At 70.0% G+C, this 20,511-nt stretch carries 19 protein-coding genes; 8 read left to right on the top strand and 11 right to left on the bottom strand.

The window, feature by feature from the left end; all coding sequences use genetic code 11:
• The first annotated feature begins 104 nt into the window (after nucleotides 1–104).
• The 3 genes from sfnG to QR78_RS01800 all read left to right on the top strand — a co-directional run bounded on the left by sfnG (nucleotide 105) and on the right by QR78_RS01800 (nucleotide 2,047).
• Entirely contained in the window at nucleotides 105–1,205 is a 1,101-nt protein-coding gene (gene sfnG, locus QR78_RS01810) for a dimethylsulfone monooxygenase SfnG (RefSeq protein WP_048425773.1), read from the top strand.
• Between the two features lie 140 nt (nucleotides 1,206–1,345).
• Complete coding sequence (locus QR78_RS01805) at nucleotides 1,346–1,549, top strand: hypothetical protein (RefSeq protein ID WP_125901053.1); 204 nt, start codon at nucleotides 1,346–1,348, stop codon at nucleotides 1,547–1,549.
• Between the two features lie 30 nt (nucleotides 1,550–1,579).
• Nucleotides 1,580–2,047, top strand: coding sequence for an opioid growth factor receptor-related protein (locus QR78_RS01800; RefSeq protein ID WP_048425771.1), 468 nt, complete (start codon nucleotides 1,580–1,582; stop codon nucleotides 2,045–2,047).
• A gap of 105 nt (nucleotides 2,048–2,152) precedes the next feature.
• On the opposite strand, the gene QR78_RS01795 is transcribed toward QR78_RS01800, so the two are convergent.
• From QR78_RS01795 to cyoA, 8 genes are all read right to left on the bottom strand, one after another.
• Entirely contained in the window at nucleotides 2,153–3,400 is a 1,248-nt protein-coding gene (locus QR78_RS01795; protein WP_244276396.1) for an acyl-CoA dehydrogenase, read from the bottom strand.
• A 116-nt stretch (nucleotides 3,401–3,516) separates the two neighbouring features.
• Nucleotides 3,517–4,053 carry a response regulator transcription factor gene (locus QR78_RS01790; RefSeq protein ID WP_048425770.1) on the bottom strand — a complete coding sequence of 179 codons (537 nt, stop codon included), beginning with the start codon at nucleotides 4,051–4,053 and terminating at the stop codon, nucleotides 3,517–3,519.
• Between the two features lies 1 nt (nucleotide 4,054).
• A complete protein-coding gene (locus tag QR78_RS01785; RefSeq protein WP_425284148.1) occupies nucleotides 4,055–5,380 on the bottom strand; it encodes an ATP-binding protein in 1,326 nt (441 codons plus the stop codon).
• Nucleotides 5,381–5,825: 445 nt separating this feature from the next.
• Complete coding sequence (locus QR78_RS01780; RefSeq protein ID WP_420865537.1) at nucleotides 5,826–6,557, bottom strand: SURF1 family protein; 732 nt, start codon at nucleotides 6,555–6,557, stop codon at nucleotides 5,826–5,828.
• A gap of 2 nt (nucleotides 6,558–6,559) precedes the next feature.
• Entirely contained in the window at nucleotides 6,560–6,955 is a 396-nt protein-coding gene (gene cyoD, locus QR78_RS01775; RefSeq protein ID WP_048425769.1) for a cytochrome o ubiquinol oxidase subunit IV, read from the bottom strand.
• On the bottom strand, nucleotides 6,952–7,581 hold the full coding sequence (gene cyoC / locus QR78_RS01770; protein ID WP_048425768.1) for a cytochrome o ubiquinol oxidase subunit III: 630 nt from the start codon (nucleotides 7,579–7,581) through the stop codon (nucleotides 6,952–6,954). The genes cyoD and cyoC overlap by 4 nt, the downstream gene beginning before the upstream one ends.
• A gap of 10 nt (nucleotides 7,582–7,591) precedes the next feature.
• The gene (cyoB, locus tag QR78_RS01765; protein WP_048425767.1) at nucleotides 7,592–9,619 is read right to left on the bottom strand and encodes a cytochrome o ubiquinol oxidase subunit I; all 2,028 of its coding nucleotides are present in this window, start codon (nucleotides 9,617–9,619) and stop codon (nucleotides 7,592–7,594) included.
• A 130-nt stretch (nucleotides 9,620–9,749) separates the two neighbouring features.
• Nucleotides 9,750–10,853: a ubiquinol oxidase subunit II gene (gene cyoA, locus QR78_RS01760; protein WP_089504156.1), complete on the bottom strand. Its 1,104-nt coding sequence runs from the start codon at nucleotides 10,851–10,853 to the stop codon at nucleotides 9,750–9,752.
• Nucleotides 10,854–10,998: 145 nt separating this feature from the next.
• Here cyoA and QR78_RS01755 point away from each other — a divergent pair, with 145 nt between their 5' ends.
• Complete coding sequence (locus tag QR78_RS01755; RefSeq protein ID WP_048425765.1) at nucleotides 10,999–12,345, top strand: MFS transporter; 1,347 nt, start codon at nucleotides 10,999–11,001, stop codon at nucleotides 12,343–12,345.
• 238 nt (nucleotides 12,346–12,583) lie between these two features.
• Here the strand turns inward: QR78_RS01755 and QR78_RS01750 are convergent, their stop codons facing one another.
• The gene (locus QR78_RS01750) at nucleotides 12,584–13,426 is read right to left on the bottom strand and encodes a chorismate mutase (protein WP_048425764.1); all 843 of its coding nucleotides are present in this window, start codon (nucleotides 13,424–13,426) and stop codon (nucleotides 12,584–12,586) included.
• Nucleotides 13,427–13,684: 258 nt separating this feature from the next.
• Between QR78_RS01750 and metX the strand changes: the two genes are divergently transcribed.
• Both metX and metW read left to right on the top strand, forming a co-directional pair.
• Entirely contained in the window at nucleotides 13,685–14,857 is a 1,173-nt protein-coding gene (gene metX, locus QR78_RS01745) for a homoserine O-acetyltransferase MetX (RefSeq protein WP_048425763.1), read from the top strand.
• Nucleotides 14,854–15,510 (top strand): methionine biosynthesis protein MetW, encoded by a 657-nt coding sequence (metW, locus tag QR78_RS01740; RefSeq protein ID WP_048425762.1) that lies wholly within the window; start codon nucleotides 14,854–14,856, stop codon nucleotides 15,508–15,510. The genes metX and metW overlap by 4 nt, the downstream gene beginning before the upstream one ends.
• A gap of 55 nt (nucleotides 15,511–15,565) precedes the next feature.
• Here metW and QR78_RS01735 read toward each other — a convergent pair whose 3' ends face one another.
• Nucleotides 15,566–17,662 carry an FUSC family protein gene (locus QR78_RS01735; RefSeq protein WP_048425761.1) on the bottom strand — a complete coding sequence of 699 codons (2,097 nt, stop codon included), beginning with the start codon at nucleotides 17,660–17,662 and terminating at the stop codon, nucleotides 15,566–15,568.
• A 468-nt stretch (nucleotides 17,663–18,130) separates the two neighbouring features.
• Between QR78_RS01735 and QR78_RS01730 the strand changes: the two genes are divergently transcribed.
• Together QR78_RS01730 and QR78_RS01725 are read left to right on the top strand one after the other, a co-directional pair.
• Nucleotides 18,131–18,535: a hypothetical protein gene (locus QR78_RS01730; RefSeq protein WP_179945819.1), complete on the top strand. Its 405-nt coding sequence runs from the start codon at nucleotides 18,131–18,133 to the stop codon at nucleotides 18,533–18,535.
• A 29-nt stretch (nucleotides 18,536–18,564) separates the two neighbouring features.
• Nucleotides 18,565–19,464, top strand: coding sequence for a polysaccharide deacetylase family protein (locus tag QR78_RS01725; protein WP_048425760.1), 900 nt, complete (start codon nucleotides 18,565–18,567; stop codon nucleotides 19,462–19,464).
• An 18-nt stretch (nucleotides 19,465–19,482) separates the two neighbouring features.
• Here the strand turns inward: QR78_RS01725 and QR78_RS01720 are convergent, their stop codons facing one another.
• Nucleotides 19,483–20,271, bottom strand: coding sequence for an enoyl-CoA hydratase (locus QR78_RS01720; RefSeq protein WP_048425759.1), 789 nt, complete (start codon nucleotides 20,269–20,271; stop codon nucleotides 19,483–19,485).
• Nucleotides 20,272–20,511 lie beyond the last annotated feature (240 nt).

Below are 20,511 nucleotides of genomic sequence, written 5' to 3'. Positions count from 1 at the left end.
ATGCTTTTGACGGCGCGGAAGCGGTCTCCGATACTTGGGGTCGACCGCGCCGTCTTCATGACTGGCGCCGGCTCTTCTTCACCATGGACGAGCGAGGATCCGCCATGACGCAGCACAATCCCGAGCCGATCCGCTTCGCCTATTGGGTGCCGAACGTCTCCGGCGGCCTCGTCATCAGCAAGATCCCCCAGCGCACGAGCTGGGACGCCGACTACAACCGCGAGCTGGCACGGATCGCCGAGCGGGCCGGCTTCGACTACGCCCTGACCCAGATCCGGTTCACCGCCGGCTACGGCGCCGAATACCAGCACGAATCGGTCGCGTTCAGCCACGCGCTGCTCGCCGCCACCGAGCGGTTGAAGGTCATCGCTGCGCTCCTGCCCGGGCCGTGGAACCCGACGCTGGCGGCCAAGCAGGTGGCGACGATCTCGCAGCTCACCGGAGGGCGCATCGCCGTCAACATCGTCAGCGGCTGGTTCTCGGGCGAGTTCCGGGCGATCGGCGAGCCCTGGCTCGATCACGACGAGCGCTACCGCCGCTCGGAGGAGTTCATCCGCAGCCTGCGCGGGATCTGGACGCAGGACAACTTCACCTTCCGGGGCGATTTCTACCGCTACTCCGATTACACGCTGAAGCCGAAGCCGGCCGAGCCTCTCCCCGAGATTTTCCAGGGCGGCTCGTCGCGGGCGGCGCGGGACATGGCGGCCCGGGTCTCCGACTGGTACTTCACCAACGGCAACACCCCGGAGAACATCCGCGCCCAGGTCGACGACATCCGCCACAAGGCGAGCGCCGAAGGCCGGAGCGTCAAGATCGGCGTCAACGCCTTCGTGATCGCCCGCGACACCGAGGAGGAGGCCCGGGCCGTCCTCGCGGACATCATCGCGCAGGCCGATCCGGACGCGGTGCGCGCCTTCGGCCACGAGGTCAAGAATGCCGGCGCCGCCTCGCCGGAGCGCGAGGGCAACTGGGCGAAGTCGAGCTTCGAGGATCTGGTCCAGTACAATGACGGCTTCCGCTCGAACCTGATCGGCACGCCGGACCAGATCGCCGAGCGCATCCTGGCGCTCAAGGAGGCCGGCGCCGATCTGGCGCTTCTCGGCTTCCTGCACTTCCAGGAGGACGTGAAATATTTCGGCGACGAGGTGATCCCGCGGGTGCGGGCCCTGGAGGCGGCGCGGGCCGAACGGAAGGCGGCCGCCTGACGGGCCGCCGCGTCGCGACGATGAAGTGCAATTTAATCGACCCGTCGCGCCGTTGAACCGATCATCGGGCCGCTCGACATGGCGGCCCGGTGATGATCGTCCTTCGCTCCTTTACGGTACTCCTCCTCGCGTTCGCCGCCATGCCCGCCCCAGCCATGCCCGGCGCGGAGCGGACGCGGGTGCTGACCGAGCCGGTCTACATCCGGCCGATCTACGGCTCCTACCGCCAGTGCGGCGGCGCCTGCCTCAAGAGCGGCAGCCTGTCGTGGTTCTGCGGCGCGCGCCAGCAATGCAGCCTCGATTGCGCGATCGCACCACCTGTCCGGCGCTGCGCCTCGCCATAGATCGGCAGCACGAGGCAGCCGGAGGCGGACATGACCGAGGCGGATGCAGGACCGATCCACGCCTTTCTCGCCGGTCGCGGCCGGGACGGCAGCGGGCGCGACCTCGCCACGGTGCTGGCCTTCGACGACCCCCGGATCGAGGGCGTGCACGATTTCATCCAGTGGCTGTTTCCGCTCACCGAGCCGAGCCGGGCGGTGCCGGGCGCCCCGGTGCTCCGGCCGGCGGAGGCGGCGGTGATCCGGGCCGATCCGGCAGCACGGGCCGGGCTGCTCGCCGCCCGCGACCGGATGCTGCGCTTCTACGCCGGGACGACGGGCTGGCGGCGGGCCTTCGACCACAACCACCTGCGCATCACCCGTATCCTCACGGCATTACGCGACCTGGCCGGGATGGACGAGGCGCGGGCCTTTCACGAGGCCGTTCTGCGCCTCGACGACGAGGCGGGCTCCCCGGTGAACCCGGAGAGCCGCGAGTATTGGCGACGCGCCTTGGCCTAGAGAGCGTCACGATCGCGCTGCAATCGCGAAGCTCTCTAAGCCGTTGTTTTACCGCATTTTCTTCGACGAGCCGGCATCCAGTTCTCCAGTTCGTCGGAAAATGCTCTAGAAGAACGCCTGCAGCCCGGTCTGGGCCCGGCCCAGGATCAGGGCGTGGACGTCGTGGGTGCCTTCGTAGGTGTTCACCGTCTCGAGGTTCTGGGCGTGGCGCATGACGTGGTACTCGCCCATGATGCCGTTGCCGCCGTGCATGTCGCGCGCCTCGCGGGCGATGGCGAGCGCCTTGCCGCAATTGTTGCGCTTGACGAGCGAGATCATCTCCGGCGCCATCCGGCCCTCGTCGAACAGCCGGCCGACCCGCAACGAGCCCTGAAGGCCCAGCGCGATCTCGGTCTGCATGTCGGCGAGCTTCTTCTGCACCAGCTGGGTCTGGGCCAGCGGCCGGTCGAACTGCTTGCGGTCGAGGGTGTATTGCCGCGCCCGGTGCCAGCAATCCTCGGCCGCGCCGAGCGCCCCCCAGGAGATGCCGTAGCGCGCCCGGTTGAGGCAGCCGAACGGCCCCTTCAGCCCGGAGACGTTGGGCAGGAGCGCCGATTCCGGCACCTCGACGCCGTCCATCACGATCTCGCCGGTGACCGAGGCGCGCAACGAGAGCTTGCCCTTGATCTTGGGCGCCGACAGCCCCTTCATCCCCTTCTCCAGGATGAAGCCGCGGATCTGGTTGTCGTGGGACGGCGACTTCGCCCAGACCACGAACACGTCGGCGATCGGGGAGTTGGAGATCCAGGTCTTGGCGCCCGACAGGCGGTAGCCGCCGTCGATCTTGTCGGCCCGGGTCTTCATGCCGGCGGGATCGGAGCCGGCATCCGGCTCGGTCAGGCCGAAGCAGCCGACGAACTCGCCCGAGGCCAGCTTCGGCAGGTACTTCTTGCGCTGATTCTCGTCGCCATAGGCGTAGATCGGGTACATGACGAGCGAGGATTGCACGCTCATCATCGAGCGGTAGCCGGAATCGATCCGCTCGACCTCGCGGGCGACGAGGCCGTAGGCGACGTAGGACGCGCCGGCGCAACCGTATTCCTCCGGCAGGGTGACGCCGAGCAGGCCCAGCTCACCCATGGCGTTGAACAGCGAGCGGTCGGTCTTCTCCTCGGCATAGGCCTCGACGATGCCGGGCAGCAGGCGCTCCTGGGCGAAGCTGCGGGCCGAATCGCGGATCAGGCGCTCGTCGTCGGTGAGCTGATCGTCGAGCAGGAAGGGGTCGTCCCACCGGAACGCGCCGCGGGTCCCCTCATGGGGCTTCACCGGGCTGAGGTTGGTCTGGGTCGCGACCGCGGCGGACGGGGGGGTCATGGCGTCTCCTCCTTGCATTTCGGGCGGGACGTTACCGCGGGTGCGCCGCCTCCGCCAGGATGCGAAACCGCATTCCGCACGCCCCAGCCATGCGGGATTGTTCAGGCGTGGCGGGCCTACTTGACCTGTTGCTTGTCGAGCTTGCGGGCGAGCGTGCGCCGGTGCATCCCGAGCCGCCGGGCGGTTTCCGAGATATTGAAGTCGGTCTCGACCAGGGTCTGGTGGATGCGCTCCCATTCGAGCGTCTTGATCGAGGTCGGTCGCCCGTCGAGGGAGACGTCGACGTCTCCCGCCGCCTTGGAGAACGCCGCCTCGATGTCGTCGGTGTTGGCGGGCTTCGCCAGGTAGTGGCAGGCGCCGAGCTTGATCGCCTCGACGGCGGTGGCGATGCTGGCATAGCCCGTGAGCACGACCGTCAGGATCTCCGGGTCGTGGTCGTGGAGCGCCTTGACGCAGGCCAGACCCGATTCGCCGTTGAGCTTCAGGTCGACCACCGCGTAGGCCGGGGTGCGCTCGGCGAGCAGCGCCTCCAGGGGGGCGAGGCCGGGAAGGCTCACCACCGTGTAGCCGCGGCGCTCGAACGAGCGGGTCAGGGTGGCGGCGAAGCGGTCGTCGTCCTCGACAATGACGAGCAGGCGATCCTCGTCGGCCATCTCACACCGTCAGGCTCGCGAGCGGCAGGCTGATGGTCACGACGGCGCCTCCATAGCTGCGGTTGCGGGCCTCCACGGTGCCGCCGAGCTTGCGCACGACGTTCACGACGAGGAAGAGCCCGAGCCCGCCGCCCAGGCGGCCCTTGCTCGATGTATAGGGCTGGCCGAGGCGCGCCAGCATCTCGGGTGCGAAACCCGGGCCGCGATCGGTGACCGAGAGCCGCAGGGTGTCGCCGTCGCGCAGGAGCACCAGTTCGACGAAGGTCGGCGACATGTCGAGGGCGTTGTCGAGGACGTTGAACAACACCTGCTTCAAGGCCGTGTCGGAGACGATCTCCTGGTCCTCGCCGAACTCGTCGCGGACCTGTAGGCAGAAGCAGGAGCGCATCCGGCGCCAGTCGCCGGCAAGCTCGGTGACGAAGCTCCGCACGGTGGTGAGGTGCGGCGCCTCCCCGCGGGCCGCGCCGGCGGCGAGCAGGATACCGGTGACGATCGCCTTGCAGCGCCCGACCGCCTCCTGCATCTCCTCGATCTCGCGGGCGATATCGGCCGAGGCGGTGAGTTCCGGCATCCGGCGCCAGTCGCCAAGAATCACCGAGAGCGAGGAGAGCGGCGTGCCGAGCTCGTGCGCGGCGCCCGAGGCCAGAAGCCCCATCCGGACGATGTGGTCCTCCTCGGCCGCCCGCTGGCGTAGGTCAGCCAGACGCGCATCCTGCCGGCGCAAATTGCGCGAGATCCGGGTGACGAACACCGCGATCAGGGCCGCGTCGATCACGAAGCTCACCAGCATCCCGACGAGGTAGAGCCGAAACAGCTCGGTCTCACCCTCGCCCTGGGGCAGCACCAGGGGTTGGTAGGTCAGCATCAGGACGCCGAGCGCACCGGTGGTGAGCGCCACGAGGGCGATCGTCGCCCGACTGCTCAGGAGCACCGCCGCCAGGGTGAGCTGGAGCAGAAACAGCGAGGTGAACGGGTTGGTGGCCCCGCCGCTGAGCGAGAGCTGCACCGTGAGCGCCACCACGTCCAGGAGGAGCGCCACGAACAGCGCCCCCTCGGTGACCGGGCCGCCCCGGGCGATCCAGCCGAGGCTGACGAGGTTGAGGAGGACGAGGCCGGCGAGCACCACCGCCATGGCCCCGAGCGGCAGCGCGATGCCGAGGCCGCCCTGCGCCACCGCGATGGTGACGACCTGGCCCGCCACGGCGATCCAGCGCAGCTGCACCAGGAGCAGCAGGTTCTGGCGGCCCCCATCCTGGTCGTCGTCGGAGGGTCCCGCCTCGCCGAGACCCGCGAGCGAGCCGATGCCGAGGTGCCGGGCGGTCGCGATCAGGGTGGCGCGGGCAGTGCGGCGGAGATCGGCCCAGTCGGTCACGAGCGTACAGCCCGCGCGGCCGAAACCCCTCCCCGCTCTGCGGGAGAGGGCTGTACGGGGAGACTTTCGAGACGAGACGAGCGCGGGCTTCTCCTCTCCCCGCGGGCGGGGAGAGGGCCGCGTGTCCGTTCAGGAGACGCGGCAAGCGCAGGCGCAGCCGAAGCGGGGGTGAGGGGGTCTCGACGCGTGAGGCTCCTTCGGCAGCACCCCCTCACCCTCGCGGCGAACCTGCGGTTCGCTGCTCCCTTCGCCCCCGACAAGGGGGGCGAAGGCCTCTCCCCGCCCGCGGGGAGAGGGGAAACCCGCGCATTTTCCTTCCCTCGGACAGCCCTGGGCGAAGAGGGGAAGGTTCTCACGCGCACGTCCCGTCTCGAATTCATCACGTCGAAAAAGACCCGCCTCACCGCTCGCGCAGCAGCCGATAGACCGCATACCCCGCCATCAGGGCGAGCCCGAACCAGGTCAGCGCGTAGATCAGGTGATGGTTGCGGAACGTGACCACGGTCAAGCCGCCGACCGGCGCGCCGGGGGCGTTGGCGGAGGCATCGGCGTCGATGAAGTAGGGCGCCACGTCCGTCAGCCCCTTGGCCGCGGCGATCGCCGCGACGTCGCGGGAGTACCAGCGGTCGTGGGCGGGATCGTTGCCGCGCAGGAAGCCGCCGCCGGGCTCGGTCATCCGCAGGAGGCCCGTCACCGTGACGGTCCCCTCCCCGTCTCCGGCCGGCGCGCTCCAGTCGGGCGGCACGAAGCCGCGATTGATCAGGATCGTCTCGCCGGCCCGCGTGACGAGAGGCTCGACGAGCCAGGAGCCGGCGCCCTTCTCGGTCAGGGCCATGGTGCGCACGGCGCGGTCCGGCAGGAGATGGCCGGTCGCCGTCACGCGCCGGTACTCGTCGGCGTCGCGGGTGATCCTCGGCCAGTCGGCCCGGCCCGGCGCCGGAACCGGGGGGGCGGCGAGCCGCGCCTCGACGCGGGCGATGAGATCGAGCTTCCAGGCCCGGCGCTCGACCTGCCAGATCCCGAGGGCGACGAACGCCGTCGTCGCCAGGAGGCAGAGCGCCACCAGCAGGAGGCGCTTCGACCGGGGCGGCGGTGCCGTCCCGGCGGGGTTCGTCAGGTCTCGGCCCGTCACCGTCACGGCATGTTGCGCATGTCGCCCGGCGACATCGGCATCATGTTGGTATTGAGGTGGTACATCACCCAGAGCGAGCCCGAGAGCGCGATCACCACGAGCACGACCGTGAAGATCAGCGCCATCATGGTCCAGCCGCCTTCCGAGCGGGCGTTCATGTGCAGGAAGTAGATCATGTGAACCACGATCTGCGCCACCGCGAAGGCCATGATGACGAGCGAGGTGACGCGGGAATCCGTAAAGACCTCCGCCATCACCAGCCAGAACGGGATCGCCGTCAGGATCACCGACAGGACGAAGCCGGTGATGTATTCCCGCCGGCTGCCGTGGCCGGCCTCGTGATGGTCGTGGACGACCTCGACGTGCACGTTGTCGGAGACGGGAGCGCGGGCGCTCATTTCAGGGACCCCATCAGGTAGACGAAGGTGAAGACGCCGATCCAGATCACGTCGAGGAAGTGCCAGAACATGCTCAGGCACATCAGCCGGCGGCGGTTGGCCGGGATCAGGCCGCGCTGGTGCACCTGCACCATCAGGGTCACGAGCCAGATCAACCCGAAGGTGACGTGGACGCCGTGCGTCCCGACCAGGGTGAAGAACGAGGACAGGAAGGCGCTGCGCTGGGGCGTGGCGCCCTCGTGGATCAGGTGGGCGAACTCGTAGAGTTCGAGGCCGATGAAGCAGAGGCCGAAGGCTCCCGTGATCGCCAGCCAGCGCTGGGTCATGCGCTGGTCGCCCTTCTCCATCTCCAGCATGGCGAAGCCATAGGTGATGGAGGAGAACAGGAGCATGGAGGTGTTCACCGCCACGAGCTTGAGGTCGAACAGGTCCGCGCCGGACGGGCCCGCCGCGTAGTTCCGTCCGAGCACGCCGTACGTCGCGAACAGGATCGCGAAGATCAGGCAGTCGCTCATCAGGTAGAGCCAGAACCCGAGCATGGTCCCGCCCTCGGCGTGACCGTGCTCGTCGGCGACGTAGAAGTGCAGCTCGCCGTCGTCCGCTGCGGCCGTGTGTGACTGTGCCATGTCGGGGTCCTCAGGCCTTCACGAGGGCGAGGGTGCGGGTGCGCTCGGCCTCGGTCCGCGCGACCTCGTCGGCCGGGATGTAGTAGTCGCGGTCGTAGTTGAAGGTATGGATGATGGTCGCCGCGATCGCGCCCACGAAGGCCAGGGCCGCGAGCCACCAGACGTACCACACCATGGCGATGCCGAAGACGGTGGCGATGGCCGAGATGATCACGCCTGCGCCGGTGTTCTTGGGCATGTGGATCGCCTTGTAGCCGTCCAGCGGACGCTGGTAGCCGCGGCTCTTCATGTCCCACCAGGCGTCGCCGTCATGCACCATCGGCGTGAAGGCGAAGTTGTAGTCCGGCGGCGGCGAGGAGGTCGCCCATTCGAGGGTGCGGCCGCCCCAGGGGTCGCCGCTGAGGTCGCGCAGCTGCTCGCGGCGCAGGATGCTGACGGCGAACTGGACGATCATCGCGCCGATGCCGCAGGCGACGAGCGCCGCGCCGAAGGCCGCGATGACGAAGAGCGGCTGGTACTCGTGCCCTGCGAAGGAGCTCATCCGCCGGGTCACGCCCATCAGGCCGAGGATGTAGAGCGGCGTGAAGGCGACCCAGAAGCCGACGACCCAGCACCAGAACGAGACCTTGCCCCAGAACGGGTCGAGGCGGAAGCCGAAGGCCTTCGGCCACCAGTAGTAGATGCCGGCGAAGAGGCCGAACAGCACGCCGCCGATGATCACGTTGTGGAAGTGCGCGACCAGGAACAGCGAGTTGTGCAGCACGAAGTCGGCCGGGGGCACGGCGAGCAGCACGCCGGTCATGCCGCCGACGACGAAGGTCAGCATGAAGGCGACGGTCCACATCATCGGCAGATCGAACCGGATCCGGCCGCGATACATCGTGAACAGCCAGTTGAAGATCTTCGCGCCCGTCGGGATCGAGATGATCATCGTGGTGATGCCGAAGAACGAGTTGACGCTCGCCCCCGACCCCATGGTGAAGAAGTGGTGCAGCCAGACCAGGTAGGACAGGATGGTGATGACGACCGTGGCGTAGACCATCGAGGCGTAGCCGAACAGGCGCTTGCCGGAAAAGGTCGAGGTCACCTCGGAGAAGATGCCGAAGGCCGGCAGCACCAGGATGTAGACCTCGGGGTGACCCCAGATCCAGATCAGGTTCACGTACATCATCGGGTTGCCGCCGAGATCGTTCGTGAAGAAGTTGGTGCCGACGTAGCGGTCGAGGGTGAGGAGCGCCAGCACCGCGCCGAGGACCGGGAAGGAGGCGACGATCAGGATGTTGGTGCAGAGCGAGGTCCAGGTGAAGACCGGCATCTTCATCATCGACATGCCGGGCGCCCGCATCTTGACGATGGTGGCGATCAGGTTGACGCCCGATAATGTCGTGCCGATGCCGGCGATCTGCAGCGCCCAGATGTAGTAGTCGACGCCGGTGCTCGGCGAGTAGGCGATGTTCGACAGCGGCGGATAGGCGAGCCAGCCGGTCGCCGCGAACTCGCCGATGAACAGCGACATCATCGTCAGCACGACGCCGCCGGTGGTCATCCAGAAGCTGAAGTTGTTCAGGAACGGGAAGGCGACGTCACGGGCGCCGATCTGCAGCGGCACGACGTAGTTCATCAGGCCGGTGACCAGCGGCATCGCCACGAAGAAGATCATGATCACGCCGTGGGCGGTGAAGATCTGGTCGTAGTGATGCGGCGGCAGGAAGCCGTCTGAGCCGCCATGCGCGATCGCCTGCTGCGAGCGCATCAGCACCGCGTCGGCGAAGCCGCGCAGCAGCATGACGAGCCCGAGGACCATGTACATGATCCCGATCTTCTTGTGGTCGACGCTGGTGAACCAGTCGCGCCAGAGCACGCCCCACAGCTTGTAGCGGGTGACGAGGCCGAGGACGGCGAGGCCGCCGACGGCGACCGCCAGGAAGGTCACCACCACGATCGGCTCGTGGAGCGGCAGGGATTCGAGGGTGAAGCGGCCGAACAGCAGCCGCCACCAATGCGGATAGGTGTCGATCGGGTTGGGTTCGGAATTCATGGCTCAGCCTGGAGTGCAGGTAGCGTCGTCGGGGTCCGGGCCGGCGGACCCGCACGGGGCGGCTCCGGACGGCTCGTCGTTCCCGCGTCGGTGTCGCCGCCGGACCGGTGACCGGCCCGGCGGAAGCGGCTCAGTTCACGCGCGGCGTCGCGTTCGCGGCGGCCGTCTTGGAGGCGTTGCCGAGACCGTAGGCGTCGGCGGGGGTGCAGAGCGCGGTGACGAAGGTCGCCTGCTGGGTCGCCCCGGTGCCGCGGCGGACGGCCTTGTCGTAGGTGAGGCTCATCACGCTGTGCAGGCCCTCGCGGCCGCCGCCGCCGCGGGCGTCGATCGCCGCCATGTCGTGCATGCACATCTTGGCGCGGTCGACGCACATGTTGAGGATCGCGTCGTAGAGATCGGCGTCGACGGTCTTGTAGTAGCGCACCGGCTCCTTCTCGCTCGGGCGCTCGAGCTTCAGGTAGTCGGCCCGGCCGAGGCCGCCGCCCTCCTGCTTGACCTTGTCGACCCAGGCACTGAACCCGCCCTCGTCGACGCCCTTGAAGGTGAAGCGCATGTGCGAGAACCCGGCGCCGCTGTAATTGGCCGAGAATCCCTCGTAGTCGCCGGCCTTGTTGATGACCGCGTTCAGCCGCGTCTGCATGCCCGGCATGGCGTAGATCTGGCCGGCGAGCGCCGGGATGAAGAGCGAGTTCATCACCGACGAGGAGGTGATGCGGAACTCGATCGGCCGGTCGACGGGCGCGGCGACCTCGTTGAGCGAGGCGATGCCCTGCTCGGGGTAGAGGAACAGCCATTTCCAGTCGAGGGCGACGACCTGGATCACCAGGGGCTTGCCCGAGACCATCGGATCGCCGACGCTCGACACGATCGGCTTCGAGGCGCTGATGCGGGTGACCGGCCGGTAGGGATCGAGCAGGTGGGTGCCGAGCCAGGTCAGCGCGCCGAGGGCGACGATGATCAGGAGCGGCGCCGACCAGATCACCACCTCGAGACCGGTCGAGTGATGGAAGTCCGGGTCGTAGACCGCCTTCTTGTTGCCCTCGCGATAGTGCCAGGCGAAGGCGATGGTGAGCGCCATCACCGGGACGATGATGAGGAGCATCAGCACCGTGGAGGCGATCAGCAGGTTACGCTGTTGCAGCGCCACGTCGCCCGACGGCGAGAGCAGCACCATATTGCATCCTCCGGTGAGGAGGATGAACGGAAGTACGAGGAGGAGGCGCAAGTGTTTCACGGGCAGCCCGGACGATCAGCTTTCGGCTCCTGTCGTGTACGCCCGCCGGCCCCCTTGCGGGATTGGACGTTTTGTCCAGGCCCCCAGAGGGGCGGTTCTCCTCTAAGGAAGGGACCTTCGTAGAGTGACGAAGCAGGATTCCGATATGGCCACGATCACGGCGGATCCCGCCGCCGCCTCCTCCTCCAAGCCGGAACGGGACGCCCGCCTGGCCTCGTCGGAGCCGGGACACGTCGCCCCCGGCGAGATCGCCCTCGGGGTCATCATCGGCCGCACGTCCGAGTTCTTCGACTTCTTCGTGTTCGGCCTCGCCTGCGTGCTGGTCTTCCCGCGCCTCGTGTTCCCGTGGGCCGACGCGGTGACCGGCACGCTGTATTCGTTCGGGCTCTTCGCCCTCGCCTTCGTGGCACGCCCGATCGGCTCGGTGCTGTTCATGGCGATCGACCGGCGCTACGGCCGGGCCACCAAGCTCACCATCGCGCTGTTCCTGCTCGGCCTCTCGACCTGCCTCATCGCCTTCCTGCCGGGCTACGAGACGATCGGGCACTGGTCGGCGGTGCTGCTGGCGGCCTGCCGCATCGGCCAGGGCCTCGCGCTCGGCGGCGCCTGGGACGGGCTCGCCTCGCTGCTCGCCCTGAACGCCCCGAAGAACCGCCGCGGCTGGTACGCGATGCTGCCGCAGCTCGGCGCGCCGGTCGGCTTCATGCTGGCGAGCGGGCTGTTCGCGTTCTTCCAGCTCCAGCTCTCGGATGCCGACTTCATGGGCTTCGGCTGGCGCTACCCGTTCTTCGTCGCCTTCACGATCAACGTCGTGGCCCTGTTCGCGCGACTCCGCCTCGTGGCGACCGAAGAGTTCCGCCGCCTGCTCGAGGCCGACGAGCTCGAGCCCGAGCCGGTCGTCGACACGGTGCGGGCCACCGGCCGCAACATCGTGGTCGGCGCCTTCGTGCCGCTGGCCTGCTACGCCCTGTTCCACCTCGTGACGGTGTTCCCGGTCAGCTGGATCAACCTGTTCACCGGCCGCTCGGTCGGCGAGTTCCTGATGGTGCAGTTCGCCGGCGCCGTCATCTGCACGATGACGATCGTCATGTCGGGCCTGATCGCCGACCAGATCGGGCGTCGCTCGACCATCGCGCTCGCCGCCGCGCTGATCGGCCTGTTCGCGCTCGGCAGCATCATCGCCCCGCTGCTGTTCGGCGACAGCATGCCCGGCCAGACGATCTTCGTGGTGGTCGGCTTCGCGCTGCTCGGCCTCGCCTACGGCCAGAGCTCGGGCGCCATCGCGGAGAACTTCGGCACCAAGTACCGCTATACCGGCTCGGCCCTGACCTCGGACCTCGCCTGGCTCGTCGGCGCGGGCTTCGCGCCGCTGGTCGCGCTCTACGCGTCGAGCCATCTCGGGCTGCCGTGGGTCGGGGTGTACCTGCTGTCGGGCGCCGTCTGCACGCTCGGCGCGCTCGGGCTCAACCGGCGGCTCGGCACGACGGCGTAACGCAAGGCACATCAATCGAAGCGCGGGATCCCCTCTCCTGAGTGGGAGAGGGGTAGGGGCGATCGAAGATCGCGCGAGGGTGACACGGTCCTAAGTCAGGCTCTGATCGGTTCGCTGTCAGCACGACGGTCACAGCTTTCTATGGAAGCGTGTCACCCTCACCCCTGACCCCTCTCCCACACGGGAGAGGGGGATCGCGCTTCTTTCTCGAAACGTTGATTCAAGACCTGATTTCGGTCTACCCCTCCCCCACCCGGAACCGCGCCGCGTGGCTGCCGATCTCCTCGAAGGCGCCCGGCGTCGCCCCGGCCTTCGCCAGCACCGCCTGGGCCTCCTCCGGGCTCACGCGTCCGGGCAGCGCCAGGAGCTGGCTCAGCCCCCCGCCGATTCCGGCGCTCGCCACCACCTCGCCTCCCAGTTCCGCGACCGCCTCCGCCGCCTCGTCGCGCCAGCGCTCGAACCTCGCGGCGTAGAGCACCCAGTCGCGCTGTGCCGCACTCGGATCGTCGAGAGGCTTGGCGACGCAGAAGACGGGCGTGCCGGCCGGATGGCCGGGCCGCTCGATGAAGGGCAGCCGGGCGATCACCTTCGGGCGGCCGGGGCTCGCGAGCTGGCGCCACCAGGCCCCGGCGGTCACCCCCTGGTCGAGGCGAAAGACCCCGAGATCGCCCCGCGAGGCGGCCACCGCGGCGATGACCGCCGCCGCGCTCGGATGCGGCCGGTACGGCACCGTGAAGCCGAAATGGAACCGGGCCGAATCGCGCATCGGCGCGTCGCCGCCCGAGACGTCGGCATGGACCGCGAACGGCGCCTGCACGTAGGTGAAGGTCGCGATGATGACCCGCCAGATCCCCTCCACGGTGTCGAGAGGCAGGAGCCCCTGGTGGCGCTCGGCGATCATCCGCATCATCGAGGCCTCCCGGCCGGGCCGGAAGGCGGAGCCGGAGGCCGAGGTCTTCTTGACGGCGATCAGCCGGTCGATGATCCGGCCGCGCTCCATCAGGAGGTCGTGCATCGCCGAATCGATGCGGTCGATATCGGCCCGGAGGGCGGCGAGGTCGGTGGGCGGAGGCGACGTCATGGCTTCGCGGGATGAGGCGGCGGGAAGATCCGTCTTACGACCGCCGTCGTCCGCGGGCCAGGGCCGGCAACGCGCAGCCCTGCCGGAGATCGTTCTTCCGTCGATTGACGGCGCGACAGCGAAGCCCTACCTCTTTCGTCCGTCGAAGCGGAAATTTCGGACGCTTTAACGGCCGGTCCGGTTTGGAGAACGGACGACCTCCGGATTTTCATGAACGCTGCCTCAAACCCGCCATCCGGCGCCAGCCCCGTGAGAAGCATGGCCACACCTCTCCTGAAGCCCGGGACCGAGGCCGCCTCCCAGGCGGTCGAGCCGACGAGCCTCGTCGCCCAGTTCGGGCCCGATGCGCCGCTGATGATGGATGCGGGCGTGGAGCTGGCGCCCTGGCAGATCGCCTACCAGACGGCCGGGACGCTCAATGCCGAGCGGAGCAACGCGGTGCTGGTCTGCCACGCGCTCACCGGCGACCAGCACGTCGTCAACACCCACCCGGTGACCGGCAAGCCCGGCTGGTGGGAGCGCCTGGTCGGCCCCGGCAAGCCGGTCGACACCGACCGCTACTTCGTGATCTGCGCCAACGTCGTTGGCTCCTGCATGGGCACGACGGGACCGGCCTCCCTCGATCCGGCGACCGGCCGCGCCTACGGCCTCGACTTCCCGCTGGTGACGATCCGCGACATGGTCCGCGGCCAGGCGATGCTGCTCGACCGGCTCGGCATCAAGGACCTCTTCCTCTGCATCGGCGGCTCGATGGGCGGGATGCAGGTGCTGCAATGGGCGGCGAGCTATCCCGAGCGGGTCTTCGCCGCCATGCCGATCGCCACGGGTGCCCGCCACTCGGCCCAGAACATCGCCTTCCACGAGGTCGGCCGGCAGGCGATCCTGGCCGATCCGAACTGGCATGGCGGGCGCTACCTCGATGTCGGCACGCGCCCCGCCAAGGGCCTCGGCGTCGCCCGGATGGGCGCCCACATCACCTACCTGTCGGAGCCGGCCCTGCACCGGAAGTTCGGCCGCCGCCTGCAGGACCGGGACGCCCCGACCTTCTCGTTCGACGCCGATTTCCAGATCGAGAGCTACCTGCGCCACCAGGGCATCACCTTCGTCGAGCGCTTCGACGCCAACGCCTACCTCTACCTGACCCGGGCCATGGATTACTTCGACCTCGCGGCCGACCACGGCGGCGCGCTCGCCAACGCCTTCAGGGGCACCAGGACCCGGTTCTGCATCATGTCCTTCACCTCCGACTGGCTGTTTCCGACCGCCGATTCGCGGGCGATCGTCCACGCGCTCAACGCGGCGGCGGCGCCGGTCGCCTTCGTCGAGGTCGAGAGCGACAAGGGCCACGACGCCTTCCTGCTCGACGAGCCGGCGATGACCTCGGCGGCCAGGGGCTTCATCGCGGCGGCGGCCCGGGAGCGCGGCCTGTGAACGCCTCCGCCCCCCTCGCCCCCGCCATCCTGCCCCAGGACGCCACCGGCTCCTCGCGCATCGACCACTTGGTGATGCTCAACCTCGTCGAGCCCGGCTCCCGGGTCCTCGACGTCGGCTGCGGCGACGGCTCGCTGCTGGCGCTCCTGCGCGACCGGCGCGGCGTCGACGGCCGGGGCATCGAACTCTCGCGCGAGGGCGTCAATGCCTGCCTCGCCCACGGCCTGCCGGTGATCCAGGGTGATGCCGACACCGACCTCGCGGCCTACCCGGACGACGCCTTCGACTACGTGATCCTGTCGCAGACCATCCAGGCGACGCGCCAGCCCAAGGAGGTCCTGGAGCACCTCCTGCGCATCGGCCGGCACGCGATCGTGTCGTTCCCGAATTTCGGCCATTGGCGGGTGCGCAGCGAGTTGCTGCTGCGCGGGCGGATGCCGGTGACCGACACTCTGCCTGATCCCTGGTACGCGACGCCGAACATCCACCATTGCACGATCCGCGACTTCGTCGGGCTGTGCCGGCTCGTCGGCGCCCGGATCGAGCGAGCCTCGGCACTCGACGCCTCGGGCCACCCGATGCGTTTCGCCCTGCCCTGGTGGGTGTGGAACCTCGTCGGCACGCAAGGCGTGTTCCTGCTCCGGCGGGAGTGACGGCCCTTCGCCGACCGGCGGGCTGCCGTCGCCAGGGCGAGCGGCACCAGGGGACTCACGTCGGCCGTCCGGCCTCCCGGGCGCCGATCCCGGCGCGCTTCAGCGTTCCGGCGAGAAGCTCCACCTGCGCAGCGATGCGGCCGAACACCGCCGAGTCCGCCCCCTCGGGTTTCGGCGGCAGCCTCTCGCCGGCGGCGGTGGCGGCGAGCGCCCGACCCAGCCAGTCGCGCCAGGCCCGCCACGTCGCCGCCTCGGCGCCCACGGGCTCCGGCTCGTGGCGCAGGATCGCCAGGCGCCCGGCCATGCGGCGCAACGTGGCGTCCGCCACCATCGCGGCCTCGATGCGGGAATGCCCGCGGCGGCGCGGCTCCTGCAGGGCGCGGGAGAGCGCGGCTTCCAGGTTGTTGCTCGCGAGCCCCGCCGCCCGGGCGGCGGCCTCCGCGTCGGCCGTCGTCGCCTCGCCGAGATGCTCGGCCACCACCGCCTCGGCGTAGCGGGCATGGGTCTGGAGCGCGCTGCGGAGCGCGTCGCGCACGCGGCCCGGCTCCCAGAGCGGCCATAGCAGCAGGCCGGCCAAGACCGCCACGGCACCGCCCAGCACCGTGAACAGGGCCCGCATCCCGACGATTTCCCAGGACGAGTGCCCGGGTTCGACCAGCTCCACCAGCACCACGACCAGCGGCGTCAGGCAGGCGATGAAGGTGCCGTAGCTGACCCCGCGGGCGGCGAAACCGATGACGCTGAGCGGCACCATCATGGCGGCGAGGACCGGCGGCGACGTCGCGTAGAAGGCGAGCACCGCCCCGATCAGCCCGCCCAGCACCGTGCCGCCGACGCGCTCCAGCGCCCGCTGCCAGGTGGCGGCGTAGAAGGGCTGCATCGTCAGCACCACCGTGATGGTGAGCCAGTGCGTGAACGGGCCCGGCCACCAGACGGTGACGGCGAGCGCCGGCAGGGCCACCACGGTCGCCCGCACGGCGTGGCGCAGGTTGGCCGAGGACCAGGTGAGGTTGGCGCGCAGAGGGGCCGACACAATTTCGCGCCAGGGCGGGGCCGGCGCCCCGGCGAGCCCGCCGCCGCCGGCCAGGTCCTCCGGCCCCGACAGCTTGGCGCCGATCCGCACCCGGTCGAGGATGCGCTCGGCCATCCGCCGCAGGGCCGGATCGGCATCGGGGCCGGGCTTGGCCCGGACGAGCGCCCGCTCGATGCGCGCGAGGTCGACCGGCCGGTCGCGGCGGATCGCCCGCGACAGCACCTTCAGCATCGGCGGCAGCAGCCGCAGGAGCCGGGCGGCCTCCGCCCGCTGCGCCGGAGTGGCGCGTTCGAGATAGTCCGAGAGGGCGATCATCACGCCGAAGAGCTGCTCGGCGGCCTCCAGCCGGATCAGCGCCCGGGCGTTGCGCTCCGACAGGCGCGCCCGGCTGCGGGCGAGGTCCAGCACCAGGGTGCGGGCGGCCTCGATCGCGTCCCGCACCGCCCGGCGATGGCCGCGGGCATGGGCCTCCCACACGGTGGGGTCGGTGCCGTGAGGGTCGGCCGAGAGCCGGCGCAAGTCGCGGGCGAGGCGCGACAGGCCGCGCCAGACGCCCCCGATCGCCGTGTGGGCCGGCCGGTACGGGTGGAGCCGCCACACCACGAGCGCCAGGAAGGCGGCCCAGAGCCCGCCGGCCCAGAACATCGCGGCGACGATCGCCCCTTGCTGGACGGTGAGCGCCCGGTCGAGGGCGAGGCAGAGCACCACCACCAGGACGTTGCCGACGGTCTGGGCCGGCACGCCCCAGACTCGCGCGAAGGTGCAGCAGAAGATGACGAGAAGCGCCACCGGCAGCACCAGGGCCGGGCCGTAGCCTTCCATCACCCCGAAGGCGCCCCAGAACAGCCCGCCGAGGCCCGCGAAGGCGAGGAGCGCCCGCAGGCGCGGCCGGATCGGCCCGCCGATGTCGCAGAAGCACGTGAGGTTGGCCGCGAGCGCCATGGTGAGGAGCGGCGGCCAGGCAATCCAGGTATGCAGCAGGATGATCGATCCGAAGGCCAGGGCCGCCCGCAACCCCTCGATCATGCTGATGCCCGTGAGGTCTGGGGCCACCGGCAGCCGGGCGAGGTCGGGGCCGGGCTCGCGCAGGGTCCCGCGGCGGATCGGGACGGGCTTCATCGGGCGGGACGGGGCACGGCGGGGGCGCTCGGGTCGCTGAGGCGGGCAGGGTCTCGCGGTTGCGCCGGAGCAAGCCGCATGCCCCGCAAGGCAGGCGACCCTCGGCGCAAGGCGGGTCCCGTCCCCGTTATAGGATTCCGGGCGGCGGCGTGAACCGGACCCAGCCGGCGGTTAGGCCGGGGCACCGGCATTGCGGTGTTCGAAGCGGCCTCGAGCGCCCGGACTCGATGGGGAACGGGGATCGGCGATCTCGGCGCGGGCGCGACGCGGTTCAGATCGCCCGCCGGATCGCCGATGGTCCTCACGGGTGCGCCCGGCTGGAGGCGTTCCGGGAGAGAGCAGTCCCGGGATGATGCGGCAATCCCTCCGAGCGTCGCCCTGGCGTCCGGGAGGGTTCGCGCTATGTCGCGTCGGGTCAGCGAGCCCGGCCTTAGACCGGGCCGTTCCTGTCGGAGGATCTGTCTGCCGATGCGCCCGTCCCGCCTGCCCGCCCTCTCGGGAATCCTCTTCGCGCTCGCCTGCGGCGGGGCCGCCGCCCAGGGCATCCGCAACGCGCCGCCGCCGCGGGCCCTGGAGACGGCGGCCTACGTGTTCGCGGCGGCCAATGTCTGCGGCTACCGCATCGGCACGGAGGCGTTCGAGGCGCTGCTCGCCCGCTACCAGGTGACGATCGACGACGTGCGCCCGCCCCGGGGGCCGTTCGGCGCCAAGGTCCAGACGATCTTCACCCTGATGTCGAACCAGATGATGCAGAACCGCGAGGCCGCCTGCCTGGCGGTGGCCGGCGAATACGGCCCCGAGGGCAAGGTCGTTCCGGGCATCCTCCTGCCCGCCGCCCCGGCGGAGGCACCGGCCGCCCCGAAGCAGCCTTGAGTCGAACAGCCCCGAATACGGAGACACGGATGAGCGACGAGACCCGCCCGCACGGGCGCTACGGCTACAGCCCCCTGCCGCGCCGGCCGGTCTACGACTGGCCCGGGGGGAAGCGGCTCGCGGTCTACGTCGCCCTCAACGTCGAGTGCTTCGCGTTCGGCGGCGGCCTCGGGGCCGAGCTGGCCCCGGGCGGGCCGCAACCCGACGTGCTGAACTACGCCTGGCGCGACTGGGGCAACCGCGTCGGGGTCTTTCGCCTCGCGGCGCTGTTCGACGAATTGTCCCTGCCGGCCTCGGTGCTGGTCAACAGCCGGATCTACGCCGAGTGCCCCGGCCTGATGGAGGTGTTTCGCGCCCGCGGCGACGAGGTGGTGGGGCACGGCCGCAGCAATGCCGAGCGCCAGGGCACCTTGGCCGAGGACGAGGAGCGGGCGCTGATCGCGGAGGCGACCGCAGTCCTGGCTCATGCCGAGGGCAAGGCGCCGGCCGGCTGGCTCGGCCCCTGGATCTCGCAGAGCCGCGCGACCCCGGACCTGCTCGCCGAGGCCGGCTACCGCTACCTCCTCGACTGGTGCCACGACGACCAGCCGACCTGGTTCCGCACCCGCGGCGGCGGCCGCATCCTCTCGGTGCCCTACCCGCAGGAATTGAACGACATCCCGTCGATCGTCGGGCGCAAGGATTCGGGGTCGCAATTCGCCGAGATGATCGTCGATACCTTCGAGGAGATGCGCGCCGCCTCCGAGGCCGCCCCGCTGGTGATGGGCATCGCGCTCCATCCCTACCTGGTCGGCCAGCCGCACCGGCTGCGGCCCCTGCGCCGGGCGCTGGCGCATATCGCCGAGGCCCGGGACGCGGTGTGGATCACCCGCGCCGGGGACATCGCCGATCATGCGATGACGCTGCCGGACGGGATGGTGCCCGGATAGGCGCTCCTCGCGAAGGGGTCAGCGCCCGGTCCAGCGCGGCGGGCGCTTGCCCAGGAACGCCTCCATGCCCTCGCGGAAATCGGCGCTCGTGTAGCAACTGAGGATCAGGTCGTCCCCGGCCTCGGACGGCGCCTCGTCGCGGACGCGGCGCAGCCCCTCCTTGGTGGCGGCGAGCGTCAGCGGGGCGTGGCCCGCCACCAGATGCGCCAGGGCGGTCGCCCGCTCGGCCAAAGCCGCGGCATCCTCCACCACCTCGCTCACCAGCCCGATCGCCCGGGCCTCCTCGGCCTCGACCAGGCGGGCGGTGAAGATCATCTCCTTGACCCGGGCGGCGCCGACGAGGGCGGAGAGCCGGCGCAGGTTGGCGACCGACAGGCAGTTGCCGAGGGTGCGGGCGATGGGAAAGCCGAACCGGGCGTCCCGGGTGGCGATGCGCAGGTCGCAGGTCGCGGCGATCGCCGCGCCGCCCCCGGTACAGGCCCCGGCGATCGCCGCGATGGTCGGCTTGGCGCAGCGCTCGAGCGCGCCGAGCACCCGGTCCATGAAGCGCTCGTAGCCGAGCGCGTCCTCGGGCGTCGAGAAGGCGCGGAACTGGGCGATGTCGGTACCGGCCGCGAAGGCGCGGCCCCCCGCCCCCTGGATCACCACCGCGCGCACCGCCGGGTCGGCGTCGATCGCCTCGGCGAGGCCGTGCAGGCGCTCGTACATCGCGAAGGTGAGGGCGTTGCGCGCCTGCGGCCGGTTGAGGGTGATGCGGGCGATGCCCGCCTCGTCGACCTCGTGCAGCAGTTCGTCGGTATCGGTCATGGCGGACGCATCCGGGTGGGCGGGTGCGCGACCCTAAGCAGATTTCTCCGACGTGGACACCGATTCGGCGGCAAGAACCTGCGACACAACAAGAACCTAAGCTGGCGAAGCGTTGACCTGCCCACGGTATACGACATTAGTCGGGGCTGTGCCGCTAGGCTCCCCGGCTCATGGCAGGCCCACCCCTTTCCCGGACGACTGAAGCGAAGCGGAAGGAGATCCGGGATCCAGCACGACAAG

The sequence above is a fragment of the Methylobacterium indicum genome (assembly GCF_001043895.1).
Taxonomy (GTDB): domain Bacteria; phylum Pseudomonadota; class Alphaproteobacteria; order Rhizobiales; family Beijerinckiaceae; genus Methylobacterium; species Methylobacterium indicum.
The sequence above is the reverse complement of the archived record's forward strand: the minus strand, read 5'-3'. Positions and strand labels throughout refer to the sequence as shown.